Annotated in this window: 18 protein-coding genes; 7 read left to right on the top strand and 11 right to left on the bottom strand. The window is 63.9% G+C overall.

Features of this window, described 5'->3' with window-relative positions; genetic code table 11:
- Window positions 1–26: 26 nt before the first annotated feature.
- Entirely contained in the window at window positions 27–626 is a 600-nt protein-coding gene (locus tag MAB_RS07365) for a TetR/AcrR family transcriptional regulator C-terminal domain-containing protein (protein ID WP_005059796.1), read from the top strand.
- On the opposite strand, the gene MAB_RS07360 is transcribed toward MAB_RS07365, so the two are convergent.
- A complete protein-coding gene (locus MAB_RS07360; RefSeq protein ID WP_005084599.1) occupies window positions 623–1,852 on the bottom strand; it encodes an MFS transporter in 1,230 nt (409 codons plus the stop codon). The two genes, MAB_RS07365 and MAB_RS07360, sit on opposite strands and share 4 nt — an antisense overlap.
- A gap of 141 nt (window positions 1,853–1,993) precedes the next feature.
- On the bottom strand, window positions 1,994–2,560 hold the full coding sequence (locus MAB_RS07355) for a YdcF family protein (protein WP_005084597.1): 567 nt from the start codon (window positions 2,558–2,560) through the stop codon (window positions 1,994–1,996).
- A gap of 157 nt (window positions 2,561–2,717) precedes the next feature.
- Between MAB_RS07355 and MAB_RS07350 the strand changes: the two genes are divergently transcribed.
- Window positions 2,718–4,058 (top strand): cytochrome P450, encoded by a 1,341-nt coding sequence (locus MAB_RS07350; protein ID WP_005093031.1) that lies wholly within the window; start codon window positions 2,718–2,720, stop codon window positions 4,056–4,058.
- 152 nt (window positions 4,059–4,210) lie between these two features.
- Here the strand turns inward: MAB_RS07350 and MAB_RS07345 are convergent, their stop codons facing one another.
- Complete coding sequence (locus tag MAB_RS07345; protein ID WP_005084594.1) at window positions 4,211–5,770, bottom strand: cytochrome P450; 1,560 nt, start codon at window positions 5,768–5,770, stop codon at window positions 4,211–4,213.
- A gap of 2 nt (window positions 5,771–5,772) precedes the next feature.
- On the bottom strand, window positions 5,773–6,171 hold the full coding sequence (locus MAB_RS07340; protein ID WP_005084592.1) for a hypothetical protein: 399 nt from the start codon (window positions 6,169–6,171) through the stop codon (window positions 5,773–5,775).
- Between the two features lie 156 nt (window positions 6,172–6,327).
- Here MAB_RS07340 and MAB_RS07335 point away from each other — a divergent pair, with 156 nt between their 5' ends.
- On the top strand, window positions 6,328–7,005 hold the full coding sequence (locus MAB_RS07335; RefSeq protein ID WP_005110120.1) for a TetR family transcriptional regulator: 678 nt from the start codon (window positions 6,328–6,330) through the stop codon (window positions 7,003–7,005).
- Here MAB_RS07335 and MAB_RS07330 read toward each other — a convergent pair.
- Window positions 6,947–7,318, bottom strand: coding sequence for a VanZ family protein (locus MAB_RS07330; protein ID WP_031216788.1), 372 nt, complete (start codon window positions 7,316–7,318; stop codon window positions 6,947–6,949). The genes MAB_RS07335 and MAB_RS07330 overlap by 59 nt on opposite strands.
- An 11-nt stretch (window positions 7,319–7,329) precedes the next feature.
- Between MAB_RS07330 and MAB_RS07325 the strand changes: the two genes are divergently transcribed.
- Entirely contained in the window at window positions 7,330–8,613 is a 1,284-nt protein-coding gene (locus MAB_RS07325; RefSeq protein WP_005110117.1) for an acyl-CoA dehydrogenase family protein, read from the top strand.
- 5 nt (window positions 8,614–8,618) lie between these two features.
- Here MAB_RS07325 and MAB_RS07320 read toward each other — a convergent pair whose 3' ends face one another.
- Together MAB_RS07320 and MAB_RS07315 are read right to left on the bottom strand one after the other, a co-directional pair.
- Window positions 8,619–11,243, bottom strand: a complete 2,625-nt coding sequence (locus MAB_RS07320; protein ID WP_005110116.1) for an AAA family ATPase — start codon at window positions 11,241–11,243, stop codon at window positions 8,619–8,621.
- Window positions 11,240–12,424 (bottom strand): metallophosphoesterase family protein, encoded by a 1,185-nt coding sequence (locus MAB_RS07315; RefSeq protein WP_005090007.1) that lies wholly within the window; start codon window positions 12,422–12,424, stop codon window positions 11,240–11,242. The genes MAB_RS07320 and MAB_RS07315 overlap by 4 nt, the downstream gene beginning before the upstream one ends.
- A gap of 134 nt (window positions 12,425–12,558) precedes the next feature.
- Between MAB_RS07315 and MAB_RS07310 the strand changes: the two genes are divergently transcribed.
- Window positions 12,559–13,071 (top strand): SixA phosphatase family protein, encoded by a 513-nt coding sequence (locus MAB_RS07310; protein WP_005084578.1) that lies wholly within the window; start codon window positions 12,559–12,561, stop codon window positions 13,069–13,071.
- Window positions 13,072–13,081: 10 nt separating this feature from the next.
- Here MAB_RS07310 and MAB_RS07305 read toward each other — a convergent pair whose 3' ends face one another.
- Genes MAB_RS07305 through MAB_RS07295 form a run of 3 tightly spaced genes read right to left on the bottom strand, consistent with a single transcriptional unit; the run spans window position 13,082 to window position 14,717 of the window.
- On the bottom strand, window positions 13,082–13,600 hold the full coding sequence (locus MAB_RS07305) for a DUF3558 family protein (RefSeq protein ID WP_005090010.1): 519 nt from the start codon (window positions 13,598–13,600) through the stop codon (window positions 13,082–13,084).
- Between the two features lie 32 nt (window positions 13,601–13,632).
- Complete coding sequence (locus tag MAB_RS07300; protein WP_005059758.1) at window positions 13,633–14,190, bottom strand: DUF3558 domain-containing protein; 558 nt, start codon at window positions 14,188–14,190, stop codon at window positions 13,633–13,635.
- Window positions 14,187–14,717: a DUF3558 domain-containing protein gene (locus tag MAB_RS07295; RefSeq protein ID WP_049234608.1), complete on the bottom strand. Its 531-nt coding sequence runs from the start codon at window positions 14,715–14,717 to the stop codon at window positions 14,187–14,189. The genes MAB_RS07300 and MAB_RS07295 overlap by 4 nt, the downstream gene beginning before the upstream one ends.
- A 153-nt stretch (window positions 14,718–14,870) precedes the next feature.
- On the opposite strand from MAB_RS07295, the gene MAB_RS07290 reads away from it, so the two are divergent.
- The gene (locus MAB_RS07290; RefSeq protein WP_005110114.1) at window positions 14,871–16,592 is read left to right on the top strand and encodes an ABC transporter ATP-binding protein; all 1,722 of its coding nucleotides are present in this window, start codon (window positions 14,871–14,873) and stop codon (window positions 16,590–16,592) included.
- Window positions 16,589–18,484 carry an ABC transporter ATP-binding protein gene (locus tag MAB_RS07285; RefSeq protein ID WP_005110113.1) on the top strand — a complete coding sequence of 632 codons (1,896 nt, stop codon included), beginning with the start codon at window positions 16,589–16,591 and terminating at the stop codon, window positions 18,482–18,484. Before MAB_RS07290 ends, MAB_RS07285 begins: the two co-directional genes overlap by 4 nt.
- On the opposite strand, the gene MAB_RS07280 is transcribed toward MAB_RS07285, so the two are convergent.
- Complete coding sequence (locus MAB_RS07280) at window positions 18,481–18,999, bottom strand: hypothetical protein (RefSeq protein WP_005084563.1); 519 nt, start codon at window positions 18,997–18,999, stop codon at window positions 18,481–18,483. The two genes, MAB_RS07285 and MAB_RS07280, sit on opposite strands and share 4 nt — an antisense overlap.
- Window positions 19,000–19,020: the final 21 nt, after the last annotated feature.

Raw genomic sequence — 19,020 nt, 5'->3', positions numbered from 1 at the left:
CGTGCTCGCGAGTCAGGAAGGACGCGATGGCACGCCTGGACAGAGCCGCGGTGTTGGCGGGCGCGTGGGCCTACATCGAGGCACACGGGCTGGACACCCTCACGATGCGCAAGCTCGCCGGCTCACTCGGGGTGAACCACGGCACGCTGTACTGGCATGTCGAGAACAAACAGGCCCTGATCGACGCCCTCGCCAACGACCTATTGACGGGCGTCGCCGATGACTCACACAGCAGCGCGGCGGGCATGGAGCGACTCGCCGAACTGGCACACCGCCTACGCGCGGCCCTCCTGTCGCATCGAGATGGCGCGCGCATTCTCGCAGGTACTTTTGTCCGCGAATCACACACACTGACCTTCGGCGAGGCCGCAATCGGCGCCGCCCTGGACGCGGGTCTGACCAAGCAGGATGCGGTACTACTCGCCTTCTCTGTGCAGTATTACGTCACCGGGTTTGCGATCGAAGAACAGGCCGCACACCAACGCGAGCGCACCGGGGACACCCCCGTGCGAAGCGATATCGACGAGTCACGTTTCCCGCTCGTCCGGGCCGGACTGGAAATCCTGCGAAATACCGCCCGCGACAAACAATTCGACTACGGCCTACAGCGATTGTTAACGACTTAGCCCGCCCGGCTAGGCAACGCCACGGCCCTGGACCGCGCATACAGCACCGAAAGGCCCAGTACGACCAGTCCCGCGATCGCCAGCGCGGCACCGACGAGGGAGGGCGCCCGATAGCCGTATCCGGCGGTGATGACCAAACCACCCAGCCATGCCCCACCGGCATTGGCGATGTTGAGAGCCGAGTGGTTCAGCGCGGCCGCCAATGTTTGCGCGTCGTCGGCTACATCCATGAGACGGGTCTGGAGCGCCGGCACCAAAGACGTCCCGGAGACGCCGACCGCGAAGACCAAAGCCAATGCGGCCCAGGGGTTTCTTGACACCGCCGCGAAGATGAGCAGCATCGCGGCCACCAGCACCAGCCCGACGGCAATGGCTCGAACCACGCTCCGGTCGGCCATCCAACCGCCCAGCACATTTCCAGTGACCATGCCGATGCCGTAGAGCGACAACGCAAGTGGGACAAGCGCCCTGGGCAGTCCGGAAACGCTGGTGAGGGTGGTGCTGATGTAGGTGTAGAAGGCGAACATGCCGCCGAAGCCCACGATGCCGATGAGCAGGGTGAACCACACCTGCACGCGACGCAAGGCACCCAGCTCGGTCAACGGATTGGTGATCCGCATATCCGTCAGCCCGGGCAGGTACCGCAGCAGTGCCGCGATCGTGATCGCACCGATGACGGCGACAACGGCAAAAGCCGAACGCCAGCCCACCGTGTTGCCCAGCCAGGTGGCCACGGGAACACCGACCACATTGGCCACCGAGAGGCCGAGCATGGTTTGTCCGACGGCCTTGGCGCGTTCGCCCGGACCGGCCAGGTGCGCGGCCACCAGGGCAGCCACGCCGAAGTACGCGCCGTGCGGCAGCCCGGCGACGAATCTCGATGCGATAAGCGCCGCGTAGCCCGGCGCGAAAACGGTGGCGGCATTGCCGATCGTGAACGCGACCATGAGTGCGACAAGCAATGTCCGGCGCGAGGCACGGGCAGTGAGCGCCGCGATTACCGGCGCCCCCACCACCACACCCAGCGCGTAGGCGCTGATGACATGCCCCGCCTGCGGCTCGGTGACATGCAGGCCGTGCGCGATATTGGGCAACAGCCCCATTGCCACGAATTCGGTTGTCCCGATCCCGAATCCACCGAGGGCCAGTGCGAGGATTGCGCCGCGGCGCACGCGCGGCGACACGGGTGCCGCCGGCTGCACGCGTGAATCGACAACGGCAGTCATGAATGGGCTCCTGTGCGGTATGCGGTGGATGCGTTGCGCTGAACGCGCGCGGCGGCGCACACCAATGAGCGCCTTGGTCGGTCAACCACCAATTCTGCCGGGTTCATTCCCGTCAGGCGAACCGTAATCGTCCGATAGTTGTCAGCGGAACGGGCTGATGACGTCTCGCATGAACTGACCGATATTGGTCGACATATCTCCATCGGGGAAGCTCGCGGTGGCCAGCACATTGCCGCCCGCGTCGGCGAAGTTACGGTCAGCGCGCTGCTGGTGCGTGGAATTCGTCACCAGAATGATTCCCGACGCACCGGCTTGTTTGGCCAGCGGTACCGAGAACTGCGCATTCTGCACCGTACTGTTGGCCCGCGGCTCCACGATGATCCGATCGGACGGGTAACCAAGGCCGACAAGCATATTGCGCATCTGATCGGCCTCGGACACCCCGTTCTGCGGATTGCCGCCGGTCACGATGATGAACGAGTTTGGGAACATGTTGGCGATAGCCCTACCGGTCGCCACGCGCTGATAGAGCTTGTCCCGCATCGAGCCGTCGGGCTTGAGGCCGTATCCAAGGATGACGATCGCGGGTTTCGAGAAGTCCTTGCCCGCCGCCAGCGGCTCGGCACTCGCGATCACCGGGACACAGAGCGCGAGGACGGCGCTGACAACCGCGGCGGTCGCCCATCGTGTAATCAACGCGCCCTCCAAGACCTCAGTGACTTCTGAGACGAACGAGGTACATGGTGCCAGAGTTGCCCCTGTCAAGTCGACCCGCCGGTGAAATCTCTCGCGATTTCCCTGGTGTGACCGGCACAACAGAGGTACGCTGTGCTATCAGACACATGTCTACTAAGACCACAACGCCGTGGAGGGTGACGTGACTGAGATCTCAACCATCGATCGGGCAGCCGATGTCCCCAAGCCCATCGCTCCCCCGCTCGTGACGCTTCCCAAGCTGGCCCAGGGCATTGCCTTCGTGGCGTCCCGCCGCTGGACCACCAGCCGGCTGGCCAAGAAATACGGGAAGGTCTACACGATCAACATCCCGAAGTTCGGATACACGGTGGTGGTCGCCGACCCCGATCTCACCCGCGAGGTCTTCACCACCAGCACCGAGATACTCGGCAATATCCAGCCCAACTTGAGCCAGCAGCTCGGACCCGGTTCCGTCTTCGCCCTGGAGCGCAACGAACACCGACATCGTCGCAAGCTGCTCGCGCCCAAGTTCCACGGCAAGGCGATGGTTCAGTACGAGCAGATCATCGAAGAAGAGACACTGCGCGAATGCGCCACTTGGCCCGAGGGGCAGCAGTTCGAAACCATGGAACCGATGATGCGGATAACACTCAACGCGATCCTGCGCGCGGTCTTCGGTGCGGACGGCGCCGAGCTGGACGTGCTGCGCCGACTGATACCGCCCTGGGTGGTGTTGGCCTCGCTGACAACTCGAATCCCGCAGCCGAAACGAAACTACGGGCGCTTCAGCCCATGGGGCAGACTGAAGACCTACCGCGCCCATTACGACGCAGTGATCGGTTCACTCATCGAGAAGGCACTTGCCGCACCGGATTTCGAGGACCGCACCGATATCCTGGCCCTGCTGCTGCGCTCAACCTACGACGATGGCACCACGATGTCGCGCAGCGATGTCTCCGACGAGCTGCTCACGCTGCTGGCAGCCGGTCACGAAACCACCGCCACCACTTTGGCGTGGGCATTCGAGCGGATCACCCGGCACCCGGAGGTACTGTCTCGACTGGCCGAGGAAGCACAGGGTGACAGCAACGAGTACCGCCAGGCGACCATCCTTGAGGTGCAGCGCAGCCGGCCAGTCATCGATTTCGCGGGCCGCCACGTGCTGGCACCACATGTCGACATCGGGCCATACCGCATCCCGCAGGGGCATTCCGTCGTGGTGAGTATCAATCTGATGCACGACGATCCGGTGGCTTTTCCCTGCCCGGAGCGTTTCGACCCCGAGCGATTCATGGGCGCCAAGCCGGGCAACTCCTGGGTTCCGTACGGAGGAGGCACCCGACGCTGCGTGGGGGCCGCCTTTGCCAACATGGAGATGGATATAGTGCTGCGGACTGTGTTGCGGCACTTCACCATCGAGACCACGACGGCGCCTGACGAAAAGTGGCACTCGCGCGGAGTGGCGTCCTGCCCGAAGAACAACGGCCGCGTCACGGTGCGGCGACGCTGACGCCGTCAGGCGAGTCTACGTAGCTCAGCGGCAACATTGTGCCGGGAGGCCGCTTCCCAGCGCGTGGACGACATCGTGATGACGCCGATGCGGTTCGGACCATCGGCGCAACAAGTCCGTTCGCAGGTCATCGGCGTGTGCGGACATCGCGGTCACGGATGCCGCTTACGTAACCGCATGAGTATCTCGCCCTCCGGGCCGCCGGTGAATGTCACTTCACGGCGCGGCTGCTGTCCGGGCAGCAGATCCAATTCATAGTTCTGTGCCAGCGCGGCAATCCCGATGATGGCTTCCAGATTCGCAAACCCCGAGGCGACGCACATTCGCTTGCCCGCACCAAAAGGCATGTGCGCCTTTCGTTGTTCTGGCTGTAGGTTCTCCTTCAGAAACCGCGCAGGGTCGAAGGTCTTGGCGTCATCCCACACTCGTTCGTTGTGGTGGATGCTGTCGATGAGAACCATGACCGTCGTTCCGGCCGAAATCGGATAGTCCCCCAGCACGTCGTCGGCCTTCGCCGTGCGCGCCAGCCCGAGAATGGGCGGGTACACCCGCATGGCCTCGTTCAGTACCGCCGCCGTCCAGGGGAGATTGTCGACGTCCGCGGCTGTAGGTTGCCGCCCACCCAGTACCCGATCAACTTCTTGCCCCAGCTTGGCGCGGGCATCGGGATTGCGGGACAACAGATACCAGGTCCAAGCGAGCGCGGCAGCGGTGGTCTCGAATCCTGCCCCCAGAAAGGTCATCAGCTCATCACGGATCTCCAGGTCCGTGTACTTGGCCCCGGTCTCCGGGTCCTCGGCCGCCATCAACAGCGCCAAGAGGTTGTCCTGCCTGGCGATGCGGCCGCTGCGGTGATCGGCGATCAGCTGGTCGATGGTGCGTTCCACCCACCGCAGCCCCTTCATCGTGCGCGGTGCGGCGACCGACGCGCCGATGCGCAGTGCCCTGATAGCTAAACGTGGTGTGTGCGAGGACAATTCATCTGGGCCATGGGCGGCGAGCTTGTCCACCACCCAGCGCAGCGGCGGAGCGGCCCCGACGATGAATCCCACACCGAATAGCTTGAGCAGTCGCGCGAAGTAGATCCGCATCCGTTCAGCCATATCGCCGGAGAGATCGATTCCGAACATCGTCTGCGCGACGATATCCATGGTCAGATAATTCATCTCGGCGGTGATGTCCACCGGCTTACCCTCTGCGTACAGCTCATCCCAGCGGGAAATGGTGCGCGCGGCAGCCTCTGCCATCTGCGGCGCGAACAGATCAACCTGCCGCTTGGCGAAAATGGGCTGCACCAACCGTCGATTGCGATTCCACAGTCCCTCATTGAGGTCGGTGACCAGTCCGCGGCCGAATCCCACTGCCAAGAGATCGTATTCGGCGCTCTTGATGTAGTTGTCCTGATTGGCAACCAGTACATGCCGGGCCAATTCCGGATTGCGAACGATGACCGCCTTCCGCATGGGTGCCCGGGCGACGATGACGTCGTCCTGACCAGGGAGATCAGCAAGGTACTCCGAAATGGTGTGTCTGTAGGTGGACCATACCGCCCCGAGTGCCAGCCTCCATGACTTCAGGTAGCCGACGCGAGTGTGATGCCACCGCAGGAAGGTTGGGCCACCGGGATACAGGTCATGGTTGACCGGACACTCACCGGCGGCCACCTCGACCGGCGCGGAAAGGGGTTCGGGCTGCAACGCTGAAGCCGACACGATCAGACCCTTTCTTGTGCTGAGGCGTTGTCGCGCGCCTCGGGCTCCGCTCCGGAAGTCACCTCTTCCGCCGTGGCATCGATCTCGTCGGCGGCGTCACCCTCGTCGTCGAGGTCGACGAGCTCGCCCGCCTCCTGGTCGTCCTCGCCTTGGTCCTCGTCTTCGCTTTCCTGGCCTGCCCCCGCGTCAGCCAAGTCCTCGGCATTCCACCGCTCATGATCGGCACGCGCCCGCTTGCTGGCTTCTGCGATCTCGAACCCGTCGGCCACGACACCGCTCACCTCCTGTGCAACTTCCCCCACAGTCCGCGTGATGATGCGAATAATCCGGCCGACCCGAGTCCCGACCGACTCCAGAACTTCCTGGACGACGTTGACGTTGCGCTCAACAGGTCCCACCATGCTGCACTGTCCTTCCGGTCTCAGTAACCAAATAGTGAACAATCGTGCACTGGGCTCAGTGTGCGCAAGCTAGATGAACCTGTCAATACCAGGCATCAACGTGGTCTCAAACGAAACAAGGTCAAACAGTAGGAGTACGCCCGTACACTGACAGGTATGCGACATAGTCGTGCCGAGAAGAAACTGCATACCCGCCGCACATTGCTCGACGGAACCTTGGAGCTACTGAAGGTACGTGGCTTCGCGGCTGTGAGCCTGCGCGAGGTGGCCAAGTCGGCCGGATTGGTTCCCACTGCCTTCTACCGGCACTTCGAATCGATGGAAGACCTCGGCACGGTTCTGGCCGAGGAGAGCGTTCATGCGCTTCGTGACACCTTTCGCCAAGCCCGGCGCGAGGCTGGCAGCGACAACCCCGCCAAAATTCTCCGTCTCATGGTCGACCGGGTGAACGAGCACGCGAACAATTTCCGGTTTCTGGTACGTGAACGTCATGGCGGCTCGCCTCAAATCCGGCGTGCCATCAACAACGAGATGCGCATGCTCACCAACGACGTGGTGGTGGAACTCGCCCGCAACCCGGCGACGAACCATCACACGACCGAGGACCTGGAAATCGCGGCGGAACTCATCGCCAGCTCCATTCTCAACACCATCGGCATGCTGGTCGATACTGATCACCCCACCAAGGCCGACGCGGACGCAGCCCTGAATCGCGCGCTACGCCAGCTGGACCTGGTGACTAGTGGGCTGGCTCATACCCGCACCATGACCACCATCATTGCCGAGCCCGCCGCACGCCCGAGCGAATCTTCCGCCACAACAGCAGCACCGTGAACAGACCGATCGCATCGGTGAGCAGGTCCGGCAGGCTCCCGTCCCGGCGCGGAACCCACAGCGCCTGAATCACCTCGGACGCCGCCGCGAACATCAGAACCCAAGCCAGCGTGGATTTCTCGCTGATCCATGCGAAACGCGAGCACAGGCCCAACATCGCGAAAATAAGAAAGTGCGCTACTTTGTCCGCTCCGGGAGGGCCCGACGGGACGGTGCCACCAGGGGTGAACAACAGCAGGCAGGCGACCACGAAGGCACACAGCAGGGTGAGCCAGCGCATGCACAGAGACCAGGGCGCAGCGATCGGAATCATCATGCCCCATATTGCCGCTTCGGTTCTGGCTGATTCAAAGCGATGCCGCCACTGAGCATGCTGCGTACAACGAAGATATGACTTCCGCTCCGTCAGTCCTGGAAATCCGCGCGCTGCCCGGCACCGACACCTACCGGAATCTGCTCGCCCAAGTCGCCGAGGGAGCACGGGACCGTGATCTGGACGACGAGAATCCCTTTGATCAAGTCCGGCTGCTCAAGGAGGCGGGATTCGGCCGGTTGCGCATCCCCACCGAACTGGGCGGCGCGGGACTTTCTGTGCGACAGCTCTTTTCCGCCATCATCGATGTCGCTCAAGCCGACCCTATCGTGGCACACATCTTCCGCACCCACTTCTGGTTTGTCGAGGAACGGCTGCGCACCCTCGCCGACCCCGTGTCGGCGGCCTGGCTTACCAAGGTGAACGAGGGCAATCTATTCGCGAACGCGTTCAGCGAGAAAGGCTCCCTGGCCGTGGGCAGCCTGGTATTCAACACGCGGCTGCTGCCGGTGGGCGACGCGTATCGGTTGAACGGCGAGAAGTTCTACAGCACCGGAACATTGTTCGCGGACTACCTCACCGTCACCGCGACCACCGACCGCGACTCAGTGGCCTCGGTGATCGTCCCCGGCGATCGTGACGGCGTGCGCCTGGTCGACGACTGGGACGGCTTCGGCCAACGACGCACCGGTACCGGCACCACGATCTTCAGCCAGGTCGACGTCGCCGCCGATGAGATCCTCTCCGAAACACCGTATGACGCAGCCCCCGTGCCCACCACTCAGTACGCTTCGTTGCAGCTCTACATCCTGGCAATCGTCGCCGGTGTACTACGGGCCGTGGTGGATGACGGCGAGGCACTGCTACGTTCCCGTCAGCGCAACTTCAGTCACGCGCTCACTGAGCGCCCGGTCGATGATCCACTGCTGCAGCGCACCCTTGGCGAGCTGAGCGCGACCGCTTTCGCCGCAGAGGCCACCGTCCTCGCCGCTGCCGATGCCATCGAAGCCGCCACCGCAACCCTCCGAGACGGTGTACCCGATGCACAGCTAGCCCAGGAGGCTCAGGTCGCCGTGGCCAAGGCCAAGGTGCATATCGATGCTGTCGCACTCGATGCCGCGACCAAGCTCCTTGATCTGGGCGGAGCCAGCGCCGCCAGCCGGACTCGCAACCTGGATCGGCATTGGCGAAACATCCGAACCATCAGCCTGCACAACCCGGTGCATTACAAAGCGCGAGTGATCGGTCAGAATCTGCTGCACGGCACACCGCTACCGGCGAATGCGTACTTCTGAGTGGGTCAGGCCGACAAGCTGATTCGCTGTGCGCCGGTGACCGCGCGGTAGCGATCGGGGCTGCAGGTCAGCACAATCACCTGAGTCTCGGTGCCTACCGCACCGAACACCTCCCCCATGCGCTCCAGCCTGTCGCTGTCGGTGAATCCGAGCGCATCATCGATGATGACGGGCACCGCGTCCTGAGGCGCCACCAGTGCGGCGCTGGCCAGCCGGGCCACAATGCCCAACTGTTCCTTGGCGCCGCCCGATAGCGACTCGTATGGCACGGTCCTGCCCTCCAGGGTCCGGCTGCGAATACTCAAGTCGCTATCGATATCCACTTCAAAGGTGGGGCCGAAGACCATGCGGCCCAACCGTTCCAGCTCGGCCCGGAACGGATCCACATACCGCAGCCGCATACCGTCGCGATGACGCATCATCACCGATCGCAGCGTGTCGACGGCCCGTGCCTTCGCGCCAATCCGGGCGAATTCCGTTGCCGCATATTCCCGCTCGGAGGCTGCCGCATCCAGCTGATCCTGACGCCCCTGCCTGCCAAACACCTCAAGACGCACCGAGATATCGCGCAGTCGATCTCGCGTCGCCTCGTGTCGCCGATCCAAAGCCTGCGCCCGTGCCGAGACCTCGGCGAGTTCGGCGCGCACCCGGTCGGCCTCCAGTGCCGCCAGCTGGCTCACGAGGTCGGTGACGCGTCTGCTGGTCAAGTCGGCCGCCTGAACCGCGCGTTCATGGCGCTCGGTGAGTAGATCATCCGAGGCCGACGAACGTACATGGGCGAGGCGTTGTTCGGCGGCGGCCAGCTCCTCGGCACGCGCGGCGTGCTTCTCCCGTGCAGCCATTGCCTCCGCGGCTTTCTCGGCAAGCTGCTGGCCTGCCGTCTGGACTGCGCGCCGATGGGTCACCTCTTCGGCCTGCAGACGTTCCACTTCACCGACAAGCCGGGCAACTTCGGCACGGGCCTGCGCGGGATCGATCGCATCCCACAAACCGGTCGCCTCCGGAACCAGCTCACGCAGTCGACTCAGCTTCTCGCGCAATGCTTCCAGGCTTTCCGGCCCCATCAGACCATCGAGCAGCGCAGTCAGCCGGTCGCGTTCAGCATTCAGCTCGGTGCGACGTTCAAACTGCTTCTGCGCCTCTCCGACATCGGCTACCCCGGCATCGGCCAATGCGCCCGACAAGGTCTGGCGCGCGGTATCGAGTTTGTCACGCAGCTGGGCCGCGTTGGGCCCCGGGATGATTCGAGCGACTGCCACACCGGGCGCGGTGATCTCGATGGTGTCCGTGGCGGCGCTGGACCACCGGTCCCCCGCCGCGACCCGCAACTGCTCACCGTTGACGGCGATGTCCACATCGACGAGTGCCCGGAGCTCGACCTGCGCCGACGCGGTCTCCAACGCCGCTTCCGCCATGCCCACCGCACGCGCCGCCGTCTCGATTGCCCCCAGGCTCTGCGCGGTGATGACCAGTGACGACAGCTCGGCACCGACCGAGGCCAGCTGCCGGTTTGTGAGGTCGATACGGGAAACCCGAGCGGCCAGCCCATCCACCTCATCCCGAGCCAGTGCACGGTCCAATGTGCCCCGGGCCGCCTCCAGCTGGACACGGGCAGCGTCGACCGACTCCGTCGCCTGCGCGGCCGCCGCCTCGGCAGCCTCGCACACTTGCTGCGCGGTGCCGTGTGCCTCTGCCGTGGCGGAAAGCTGTTCCGCCAGCATGTCTATGGATACCCTGCGCGCCCGGATATCGGCGACCAGCTGGGCTCGCTCATCACGTTTCGTCTGGGCCGCCACCGCGGCCGCCTGGGCAGCCTCGGCAACAACCACGGCGTTATCGTGCTGCTGCACGAGAGTCGTGACGGCTTGGGATGCTTCTTCCAGGGGAGCCAGCCGGCGGTTTACCTCGGCACGATCGGCGATGACGGAGGCCAGCTCCTGGGTCAGCTCGTCGTGCTCACGGACCTGCTGATCGACCTCGGCCATGGCCGCTCGTGCGCTGGCAAGAGCATCCTCGGCCGCGGTCAGTCGCGCTCCGGCCCTGGCCCATTCACCGGTGGGACGCCCCGTCCCGGTGAAGTACAGCGCGTACTCGGCATCGATGCGCTCCACCAGATCGGGCTCGCTACCCGACAGTGCAACCGACTGTCCGGCAGCCAGATCCAGCGCACGGGTGAGCGCATCGCTCGAGGACAGATCCAGCACACCCGCCCCTGCCGACTGCAAGACACGTTGCGCTTTCCACAGATTCATGTCGATGGACTGGTCAAGCATGTCCAGAACCCGCTGATGCGCCTCGTCACCGGAAAGCTGTTCGCGACGCGGCTCGATAACCGTCAAGTGGGTCTCGGCGCGTTTGTGGAATCGCTTGCGATACACAAAGCGGTAAGGACCGCAACTGATCTCGGCCTCAACCTCGGAACCGACATCGGCGAAGGTGGGCTTGACCTGTTTGACGTCCTTCTTGGTGGAGCGATCCTTGGATTCGATAAGCAGGTCCAGGGCCTCGATCATCGAGGTCTTACCGACCTCGTTGGCGCCCCCGACCACCACGACACCCCGTTCGGGAAAGGTTATGTCGCGGTGCGTAATTCCGCGGTAGTTGGTCACGGAGAGCCGATGCAGCTTCACGCCGCCGCCCCTCGTTTCTTCGCACCACCCTTCGCCGGGCTGCCGAGCCCAGCACCGGACGTGAGCCGCAACAACAACGACAGCGCCCCTTGTGCGTCCGCCGAGGAACTCCCGCCGGCGGCCGCCAACTCCTTGAGCTCCGCGATCGCGGATTCGGCGAATCCCCCAACCCCGAGGTCGCTGAACTCTCCATCGGCGGGCACCACCGCGATATCGGTGTGCCGTTCCCAGGTGCGCAGGCTCGCGAACAACCGGGTGTACTTGTCCAGGCACTCCTCCAGCCCCGCGTTGTCGGTCACGCTGAGCGTGCCGGTGAGCGCCAGGCGGACCACCGTACGTTCCTTGTCGGGGAAGAGTTCCAGATTCAACCCCAGGTCGGCAATATCGCGTGCGTTGTCCACCGACCAACGCAGCGTCACGAACCGCCATCTACCCACGTCATGGGCATCAACCCGAATCGCTCCGGATTCGTCCAAGTCCACCACGAGCGCATGCCCCGGGTCGGACTCCACATCGTCGTAGTTGGTGACCTCGGGGGCTCCCGAGTACCAGACCCGACCGCTGGATCCCACCTGGGTCCGGGAGTGCTTGTCTCCCAGCGCGACGTAGTGAATGGCGCCACGATCGATGGCATCCTCAACGGCTTTCAGCGCGATCAGCGCGGGCTTCGTCGGATCAGGGTCGAGCATGTCGACACCGCCGTGGGCCACCACTATGCGGCGTGTGCCGTCGGCCGGTAGTCCATCCAGCTGCTCGGCCACCAGATCATGCGTGGGAGCCTTGGATCGCCACGGCACCGCAACCAACTCGACTCCGGGAGTCACCTGATGACGACCCGCGGTGTCGAGCACATGCACGTTCGCCGGCTTCTCGGCTAGGAACAATTCACTGGTGTACACCGACGCGGCGTCCAACGGATCATGGTTGCCGGGGAGCAAATAGACATCCACTCCGACACCGCGCATGACCTCCAGCGCCTGGCTGATGACGCGCGGTGCCAGCTGATTGGATTCGAAGACATCACCGCACACCACCATGAAGTCACAACCTTGCGCCACAGCAACTTCGCCAAGGGAGGCAATAGCCTCTCGACGCGCGGCCGAGTACTGCGGCTGAGCCTCACCGGCAAGGAAATGCCGTGTCATACCCAGCTGCCAGTCAGCGGTGTGCAGGAACTTCACGAACGAAAGTCTATGACCGCCGACCGACAACCCCGGGGACGCCGCGCCTGTCTCCCGGCACCCGACACAGGGGTCTATCCACAGGTCTGGCATTTGCCCGGCGCTCGTCGCACAGCCCCGCTACGGTACGAATCATGCCGGATGACGCCAAGCGCACCCTGATCCTGATGCGCCACGCGAAGTCGGCCTATCCGCCCGGGGTCGATGATCACCAGCGCCCGCTGAACTTGCGCGGCACCCGGCAGGCGGCACAGGCCGGGACTTGGCTACAAGACCATTTCAATCGGATCGACGCGGTGCTCTGTTCCACCGCGACCCGGACCCGCGCGACGCTCACTCAGACCGGGATACACAGCCAACTCGTCAGGTTCAGCGACAAGCTGTACGACTCCACGCCGGGAATCACCCTCGGCGAGATCAATGCGGTGCCGGATTCGGCGGTCACCGTGCTGGTCGTCGGGCATGAGCCCACCACCTCACAGCTGGCACTCGCACTCGCCGACGCCGGGACCAGTAGCGCCGAGGCGGCGAACCGCATCGCCACCAAGTTCCCGACCTCGGCGATCGCGGTGCTGACCACGCGCTCCCCGTGGGCACGGCTCGAACTGGGGGGCGCCTCGCTCACCACATTTCACGTCCCGCGCTAGCGGGCAGTTTTCAGACCTTCTCCGCCACCTGGGAGGAAAGCTTCATCGCGCAGTGGCAGGCGGCCGAGGAGGTGCCGTGGCCCGCCCCGAGCAGAGTGACCGCCAATTCGAAGAACTGATCGTCGCCGTATTCCAGGGCGGTGACGCACATGCCATATGTCGAGCTGATGAATCCGTTCTTGCCCGCCGCGGAAAAGTCCCTGACCTCTTCGCGCGTCCGCTCCTCCCCCTCCCGCTCCCGCCCGATCGGGCTGCCGCGATACCAGGACAGGGTGACGTTCGGGAGCACGCTCCAATATCCGTTGGGCGTCCATGTACAGCCTGCCGGAGTCTTCGCGACCAGCTTGAGGTCGGCACGATGCAACACCGCCGCGACATCAGGGGTGGTGAGGCTGCCGCACTCGGAGTAGGCGGGGCCGACCCGAACGTCGTGGAGGGTCGACGCGTTGTGTCCCTCATGTTCACCGTGGTGACTTGAGCAGCCCCCGCTCAGCAGGACGCCCAGGGCCAGCACGGTACACAGGAACATCCCGGTAAGACGGCACGAGCGAACACGACGCGTCAGATGTTGACTGACAGCGTCATTTCCATCAATTTGATTGCCTGCGTGCATGAGTCTCCGCCTCGGCCCTGCGGGTTGACCCACCATCCAACAACACCTGCGGCATCGCTGGCAACTCCACACGCGCCCGGTTGGTCCGGTGGCTTCATCACGATCGACGGGATTCCCTGAATCGCCCGCTCCTGGACGTTGTACTTGAGACTGTTCGCTGTGGCCTTCTCGGCTTCGAGGCTGCCGGTCTCGAACCAGAATCTGGTGATGTCGACCAGCCCACCGCTCTTACTCATGGCCTGCCACCGGCACAGCGCACCCACGAATGTGCTCTGAATATCCCTCGGGTCCGCGTCGACCGCCTTGGCCAGCACGTCCGTGGTCAGGACTTCGCATTCCTTGAGCAGGTTGGGGTACTTCTGTTCGGCGTTGGGCCCCTCTGCCGAGTCACCCTTACCGGGCATGACCGCCTCGCCGTCGACCGTGCCGCCGCAACCGGCCGAACCGAATGCGACGAGTGCGACGCATGCCGCCGCGAACAGTGACTTCGTCTTTCGATGCATCATTTCTTGGCCGCCTTGATGGACGTCTCGGTCAGCTGCTTGGCCACATCGCAGGAGTCCGGAGCACCTGAACCCGGCTCAAAGTTGATGGACCATTCGATGAAGTCGTTCCCGAAATCCATGCCGATCTCGCACAGCGTGGTGACGGTGCCCGGGTAGCCGTTGGTGGCGATGAAGCCCTTGTACCCGGCGATCTCGATGTCCTCGACACTCGGGCGCGTCCGCTCTTCCGTCGCGCGCTCGCGCCCGATGGGGCTGCCCCGATACCAGTTGAAGGAAAAATGCGGACCGACGATGCTTCCCCCGCGCAGCCAGACACAACCGACCGAGTTCTTGGCGGTGCCCACCAGGCCCACGACCTTGGTCATCTGCATCATGGCCTGGTCACTGACGCCGCCGCACTCGGTGAACATCGGACCGTCGACACCCTTGGACTTGGTCTGCTGCGGCGCCGTCGCATTTGATGCGGTGCCATTGGGCTGATCTGACTTGTCACCACCCGAACAGCCGGTCAATACGAGTGCGACCATCACCAGCGCGACAGCACACTTGCTCCACACGTTGCGTGAACCCAAGCCCAACCTCACATGTGCACTGTAGCGGCACAAACCGGAGTCAACCACTGAGCTGCGCGTTTGTTGCGAGCGGCGTGTGCGACAGTGGTGCCCATGCCTCAGGGTCAGTTGCGGGCCCTCCTGCCACGCTATGTGCGCCCATACCGCGGCTTGATCGCGGTGGTCGTCACGTTGCAGATCATCAGCACCCTGGCTTCGCTGTATCTACCGACCGTCAATGCGGCGATCATCGACGACGGGGTGGCGCACGGCGATACCCGCACCATCGCACGTCTCGGCGCGGTGATGCTCGGCGTGACCCTCGTGCAGATCACCTGCTCGATCGGCGCGGTGTACTTCGGTTCCAGAACCGGTATGGGCTTCGGACGAGATATGCGGTCGGCGCTGTTCCACCACATCACCGGGTTCTCCGCCGAGGAATCGGCGCGATTCGGCGCTCCGACCTTGTTGACGCGCACCACCAACGACGTTCAGCAGCTGCAGCTGCTGATCCAGGTCACCTGCACCATGCTGGTGACAGCACCGATCATGTGTGTCGGCGGTATCGCCATGGCGATTCACCAGAACGCGGGATTGTCGTGGCTCCTCATGGTGAGCATGCCGGCACTCGGGCTGGCCAATTGGTACATCGTGCATTCGATGCTGCCGATCTTCCGTCGTATGCAGCGCCTTATCGACGGCATCAACCGGGTGATGCGCGAGCAGCTGTCCGGTATTCGGGTGGTTCGCGCATTCACCCGGGAAGCTGTGGAACGTAAACGGTTTAGCGCGGCTGTTGCCGAGGTGTCGGAAGCCGCGCTGGCCGCGGGCCGGTGGCAGGCTCTGATGCTGCCCGCGACTTCACTGGTCATCAACACCTCCAGTGTCGCGTTGATCTGGTTCGGCGGGTTACGCATTGACCAGGGACAGATGCAGGTGGGGTCGCTGGTGGCCTTCCTGTCCTATTTCTTGCAGATCCTCATGTCGATGATGATGCTCACCATGCTGGCGGTCATGGTTCCACGCGCCTCCGCCTGCGCCGAACGGATCACCGAGGTGTTCGATACGACGGGAGCCATCACCGCCCCGGCCGACCCGGTCCGGGTCGCGGACCCATACCCCACCGTCGAGTTCACCCGCGCCGGATTCCGCTACCCCGGAGCCGAACGCGCTGTGCTGGAAGAAATTTCGTTCACCGCGCAGCCCGGCATGATCACCGCCATCGTCGGCGCCACGGGTTGCGGCAAAAGCACCCTGCTGAACTTGATACCCCGCCTGCATGACGTCACTACCGGTTCAGTGCGTGTGGGCGGCAACGATGTTCGCCGCTATGACCCGGAAGACCTGTGGACAGTAATGGGTTTGGTACCCCAGCGCGGTTACCTGTTCTCCGGAACGGTGGAGAGCAATTTGCGTTACGGCAAGGCAGATGCCACCGAAGACGAGATGTGGGCTGCGCTTGAGGTGGCACAGGCGGCCGGCTTCGTTCGTCAGCACGCCGCCGGACTACAGATGCCGGTGTCGCAGGGTGGTATCAACTTCTCCGGCGGGCAGCGTCAACGCATCGCGATCGCACGCGCCGTGATTCGCCGCCCCGGCATCTATCTGTTCGACGACGCGTTCTCGGCACTGGACGTGCACACCGATGCGCGACTGCGGGCCGCGTTGCGCGAGGTGGCCGCGGATGCCACGGTGATCGTGGTGGCACAGCGGATCTCGACCGTGGCAGACGCCGATCAGATCGTCGTCCTAGAGGACGGCCGGGTAGCCGCCACCGGCACCCACGCCGAGCTGACGCGGCGCTGCGGGACCTATCGGGAGATCTGCGATTCCCAGGCGGTGTTCGCGTGACCCGCGCGATCGGTTTTCGCGGCGTGCAACAGGGACCGGCAGAGCGCTCCCGCGATTTCCGCGGCACCGCAATTCGCATGGTGAAGCGGCTTGCCCCACAGCGGTTCCTGACCGCCACGGTGATCACGCTGTCGATGATCGGTATCGCGATCGGGGTGATCGGGCCACGGATCCTCGGACACGCCACCGACTTGTTGTTCAACGGGGTGATCGGACGGCAACTGCCCGCGGGCCAAAGCAGGGAGCAAGCCGTTGAAACCGCCCGTGCGCGGGGAGACGGTCAGTTCGCACAGATGCTCTCCGGCATGAATGTCATACCGGGCCAAGGCGTCGACTTCCACGCGATAGGCATGACTCTGGCGTTGGCCTTGAGCCTGTATCTGATAGCCGGGATGTTGGCATGGGTACAAGCACGGCTGCTGAATGTCACCGTGCAGCGCACCGTGGTGGCCCTACGCACAGAAGTTGAAAACAAAATACATCGACTTCCGTTGTCGTACTTCGATTCCCGCCAGCGCGGAGAGATCCTGAGTCGCGTGACCAACGACGTCGACAACATCCAGACATCGCTGCAGATGAGCATCAACCAACTGCTGAGTTCGATGCTCACACTGGTCGCCGTGCTGGCCATGATGCTGAGCATTTCGCCGCTGCTGGCGGTGATCACGCTGGCGACCGTGCCGTTGTCGCTGTGGGTGACGCGCACCATCGCCCGCCGGTCACAGCGTCTGTTTGTGGCGCAATGGGCCAATACCGGGAAGTTGAACGCGCATATCGAGGAGACGTACAGCGGTTTCACCATAGTCAAGACCTATGGACACCGCGCAGAGGCCGAAGCCATCTTCGCGGACCGAAACGCCGAGGTCTACCGCAGCGCTTTTGGCGCACAGTTTTTCTCGGGCCTGGTCTCGCCGGCGACAGCGTTCGTCGGGAACCTGAGCTACGTGGCGGTCGCAGTGGTCGGCGGCCTCAAGGTGGCCTCGGGCGGTCTGACGCTGGGTAGCATCCAAGCCTTCAGCCAGTATGTGCGACAGTTCAATCAGCCACTGACACAGGTGGCCGCGATGTACAACACGCTGCAGTCCGGACTGGCCAGCGCAGAAAGAGTTTTCGAGCTGCTGGACGCCGACGAGGAAACGCCGGACCCGCTGGCTGCGGCGACGGCGCCGACCGGCTCCGTACGCGTCGAGTTCGAGGACATCAGCTTTGGCTACTCCCCCGGCCAGCCGGTGATCGAAGGACTGTCGCTGCGTGTCGAACCCGGCCAGACGGTCGCGATCGTGGGACCGACCGGCGCCGGTAAGACCACTCTGGTCAACCTGCTGATGCGCTTCTACGAAGTCGACTCCGGACGAATTCTGCTTGACGGCATTGATGTCTCGACCATGACCCGACACGATCTGCGGTCCCGCATGGGAATGGTGCTCCAGGACACCTGGTTGTTCGGCGGCACCATCGTCGAGAACATCGCCTACGGACGCCCGGGGGCATCCCAGGAAGAAATTCTCGAAGCCGCCCGTGCCGCGTATGTGGACCGATTCGTGCGGACGCTTCCCGACGGATATGACACCAAGATCGCCGATGACGGCGGAAACATCAGCGCCGGTGAGAAGCAACTGATCACCATCGCGCGCGCCTTCTTGGCGCGCCCGCAGCTACTGATACTCGACGAGGCCACGAGTTCGGTGGACACTCGCACCGAACTACGGATACAGCGGGCCATGGCCGAGTTGCGCCGAGACCGAACGAGTTTCATTATCGCCCATCGGCTTTCCACCATCCGCGACGCTGACCGCATCGTGGTGCTGGACGGCGGGCGCGTCACCGAGAGCGGCACACACACCGAACTACTGGCCCGCCACGGCGCCTATTTCGCGATGACGCAGTCCTAGAGCCGCGGCCCCTGCGTTCGCAGGTCCCGAACCTCGGTCATCGCGGCACGCAGCTTGTCCAGCCACTCCTCGGTATGTTCACCGACCAGGCGAACCGCCCACGCCAACGCATCGGAACGGGACCGCGCGACTCCGGCCTCAACCAACGTATCCAGCACCTGACGCTCAGGCTGGCGCAGCCGGGTCATCACCGGAACGGCGATGTGTGTGAACAGGATTCGATCAGGATCTTCGCCGACGTCGACACCCCAGGACACCTTGCGTCCGTAGCGAGCCTGCGCCTCGTCGGCGATGCGCATTCGGTGCGCGCGGGTCTCTTCCCGAAAGCGGGAGGCGCGGCCCGCCGCGTGCGCCTCACTCTCTTTCTCGCCCTCGGCGGCGGTCAGCCGGCCGATGACGGTGATCTCTTCGCGGTCGACGATGACTTCAGGAGCGCCGCTGAACCATCCGTCGGGCAAGCGTCCGGCGAACCATTCCGCCGCGTCAGAAGCATCCGCCTGTTGATCTCGTGCCATGATTACAAAATTACATACTTA

This window comes from Mycobacteroides abscessus ATCC 19977 (assembly GCF_000069185.1).
GTDB lineage: Bacteria > Actinomycetota > Actinomycetes > Mycobacteriales > Mycobacteriaceae > Mycobacterium > Mycobacterium abscessus.
Note: the sequence above shows the minus strand (reverse complement) of the source record. Positions and strands in the feature narration are given on the sequence as shown.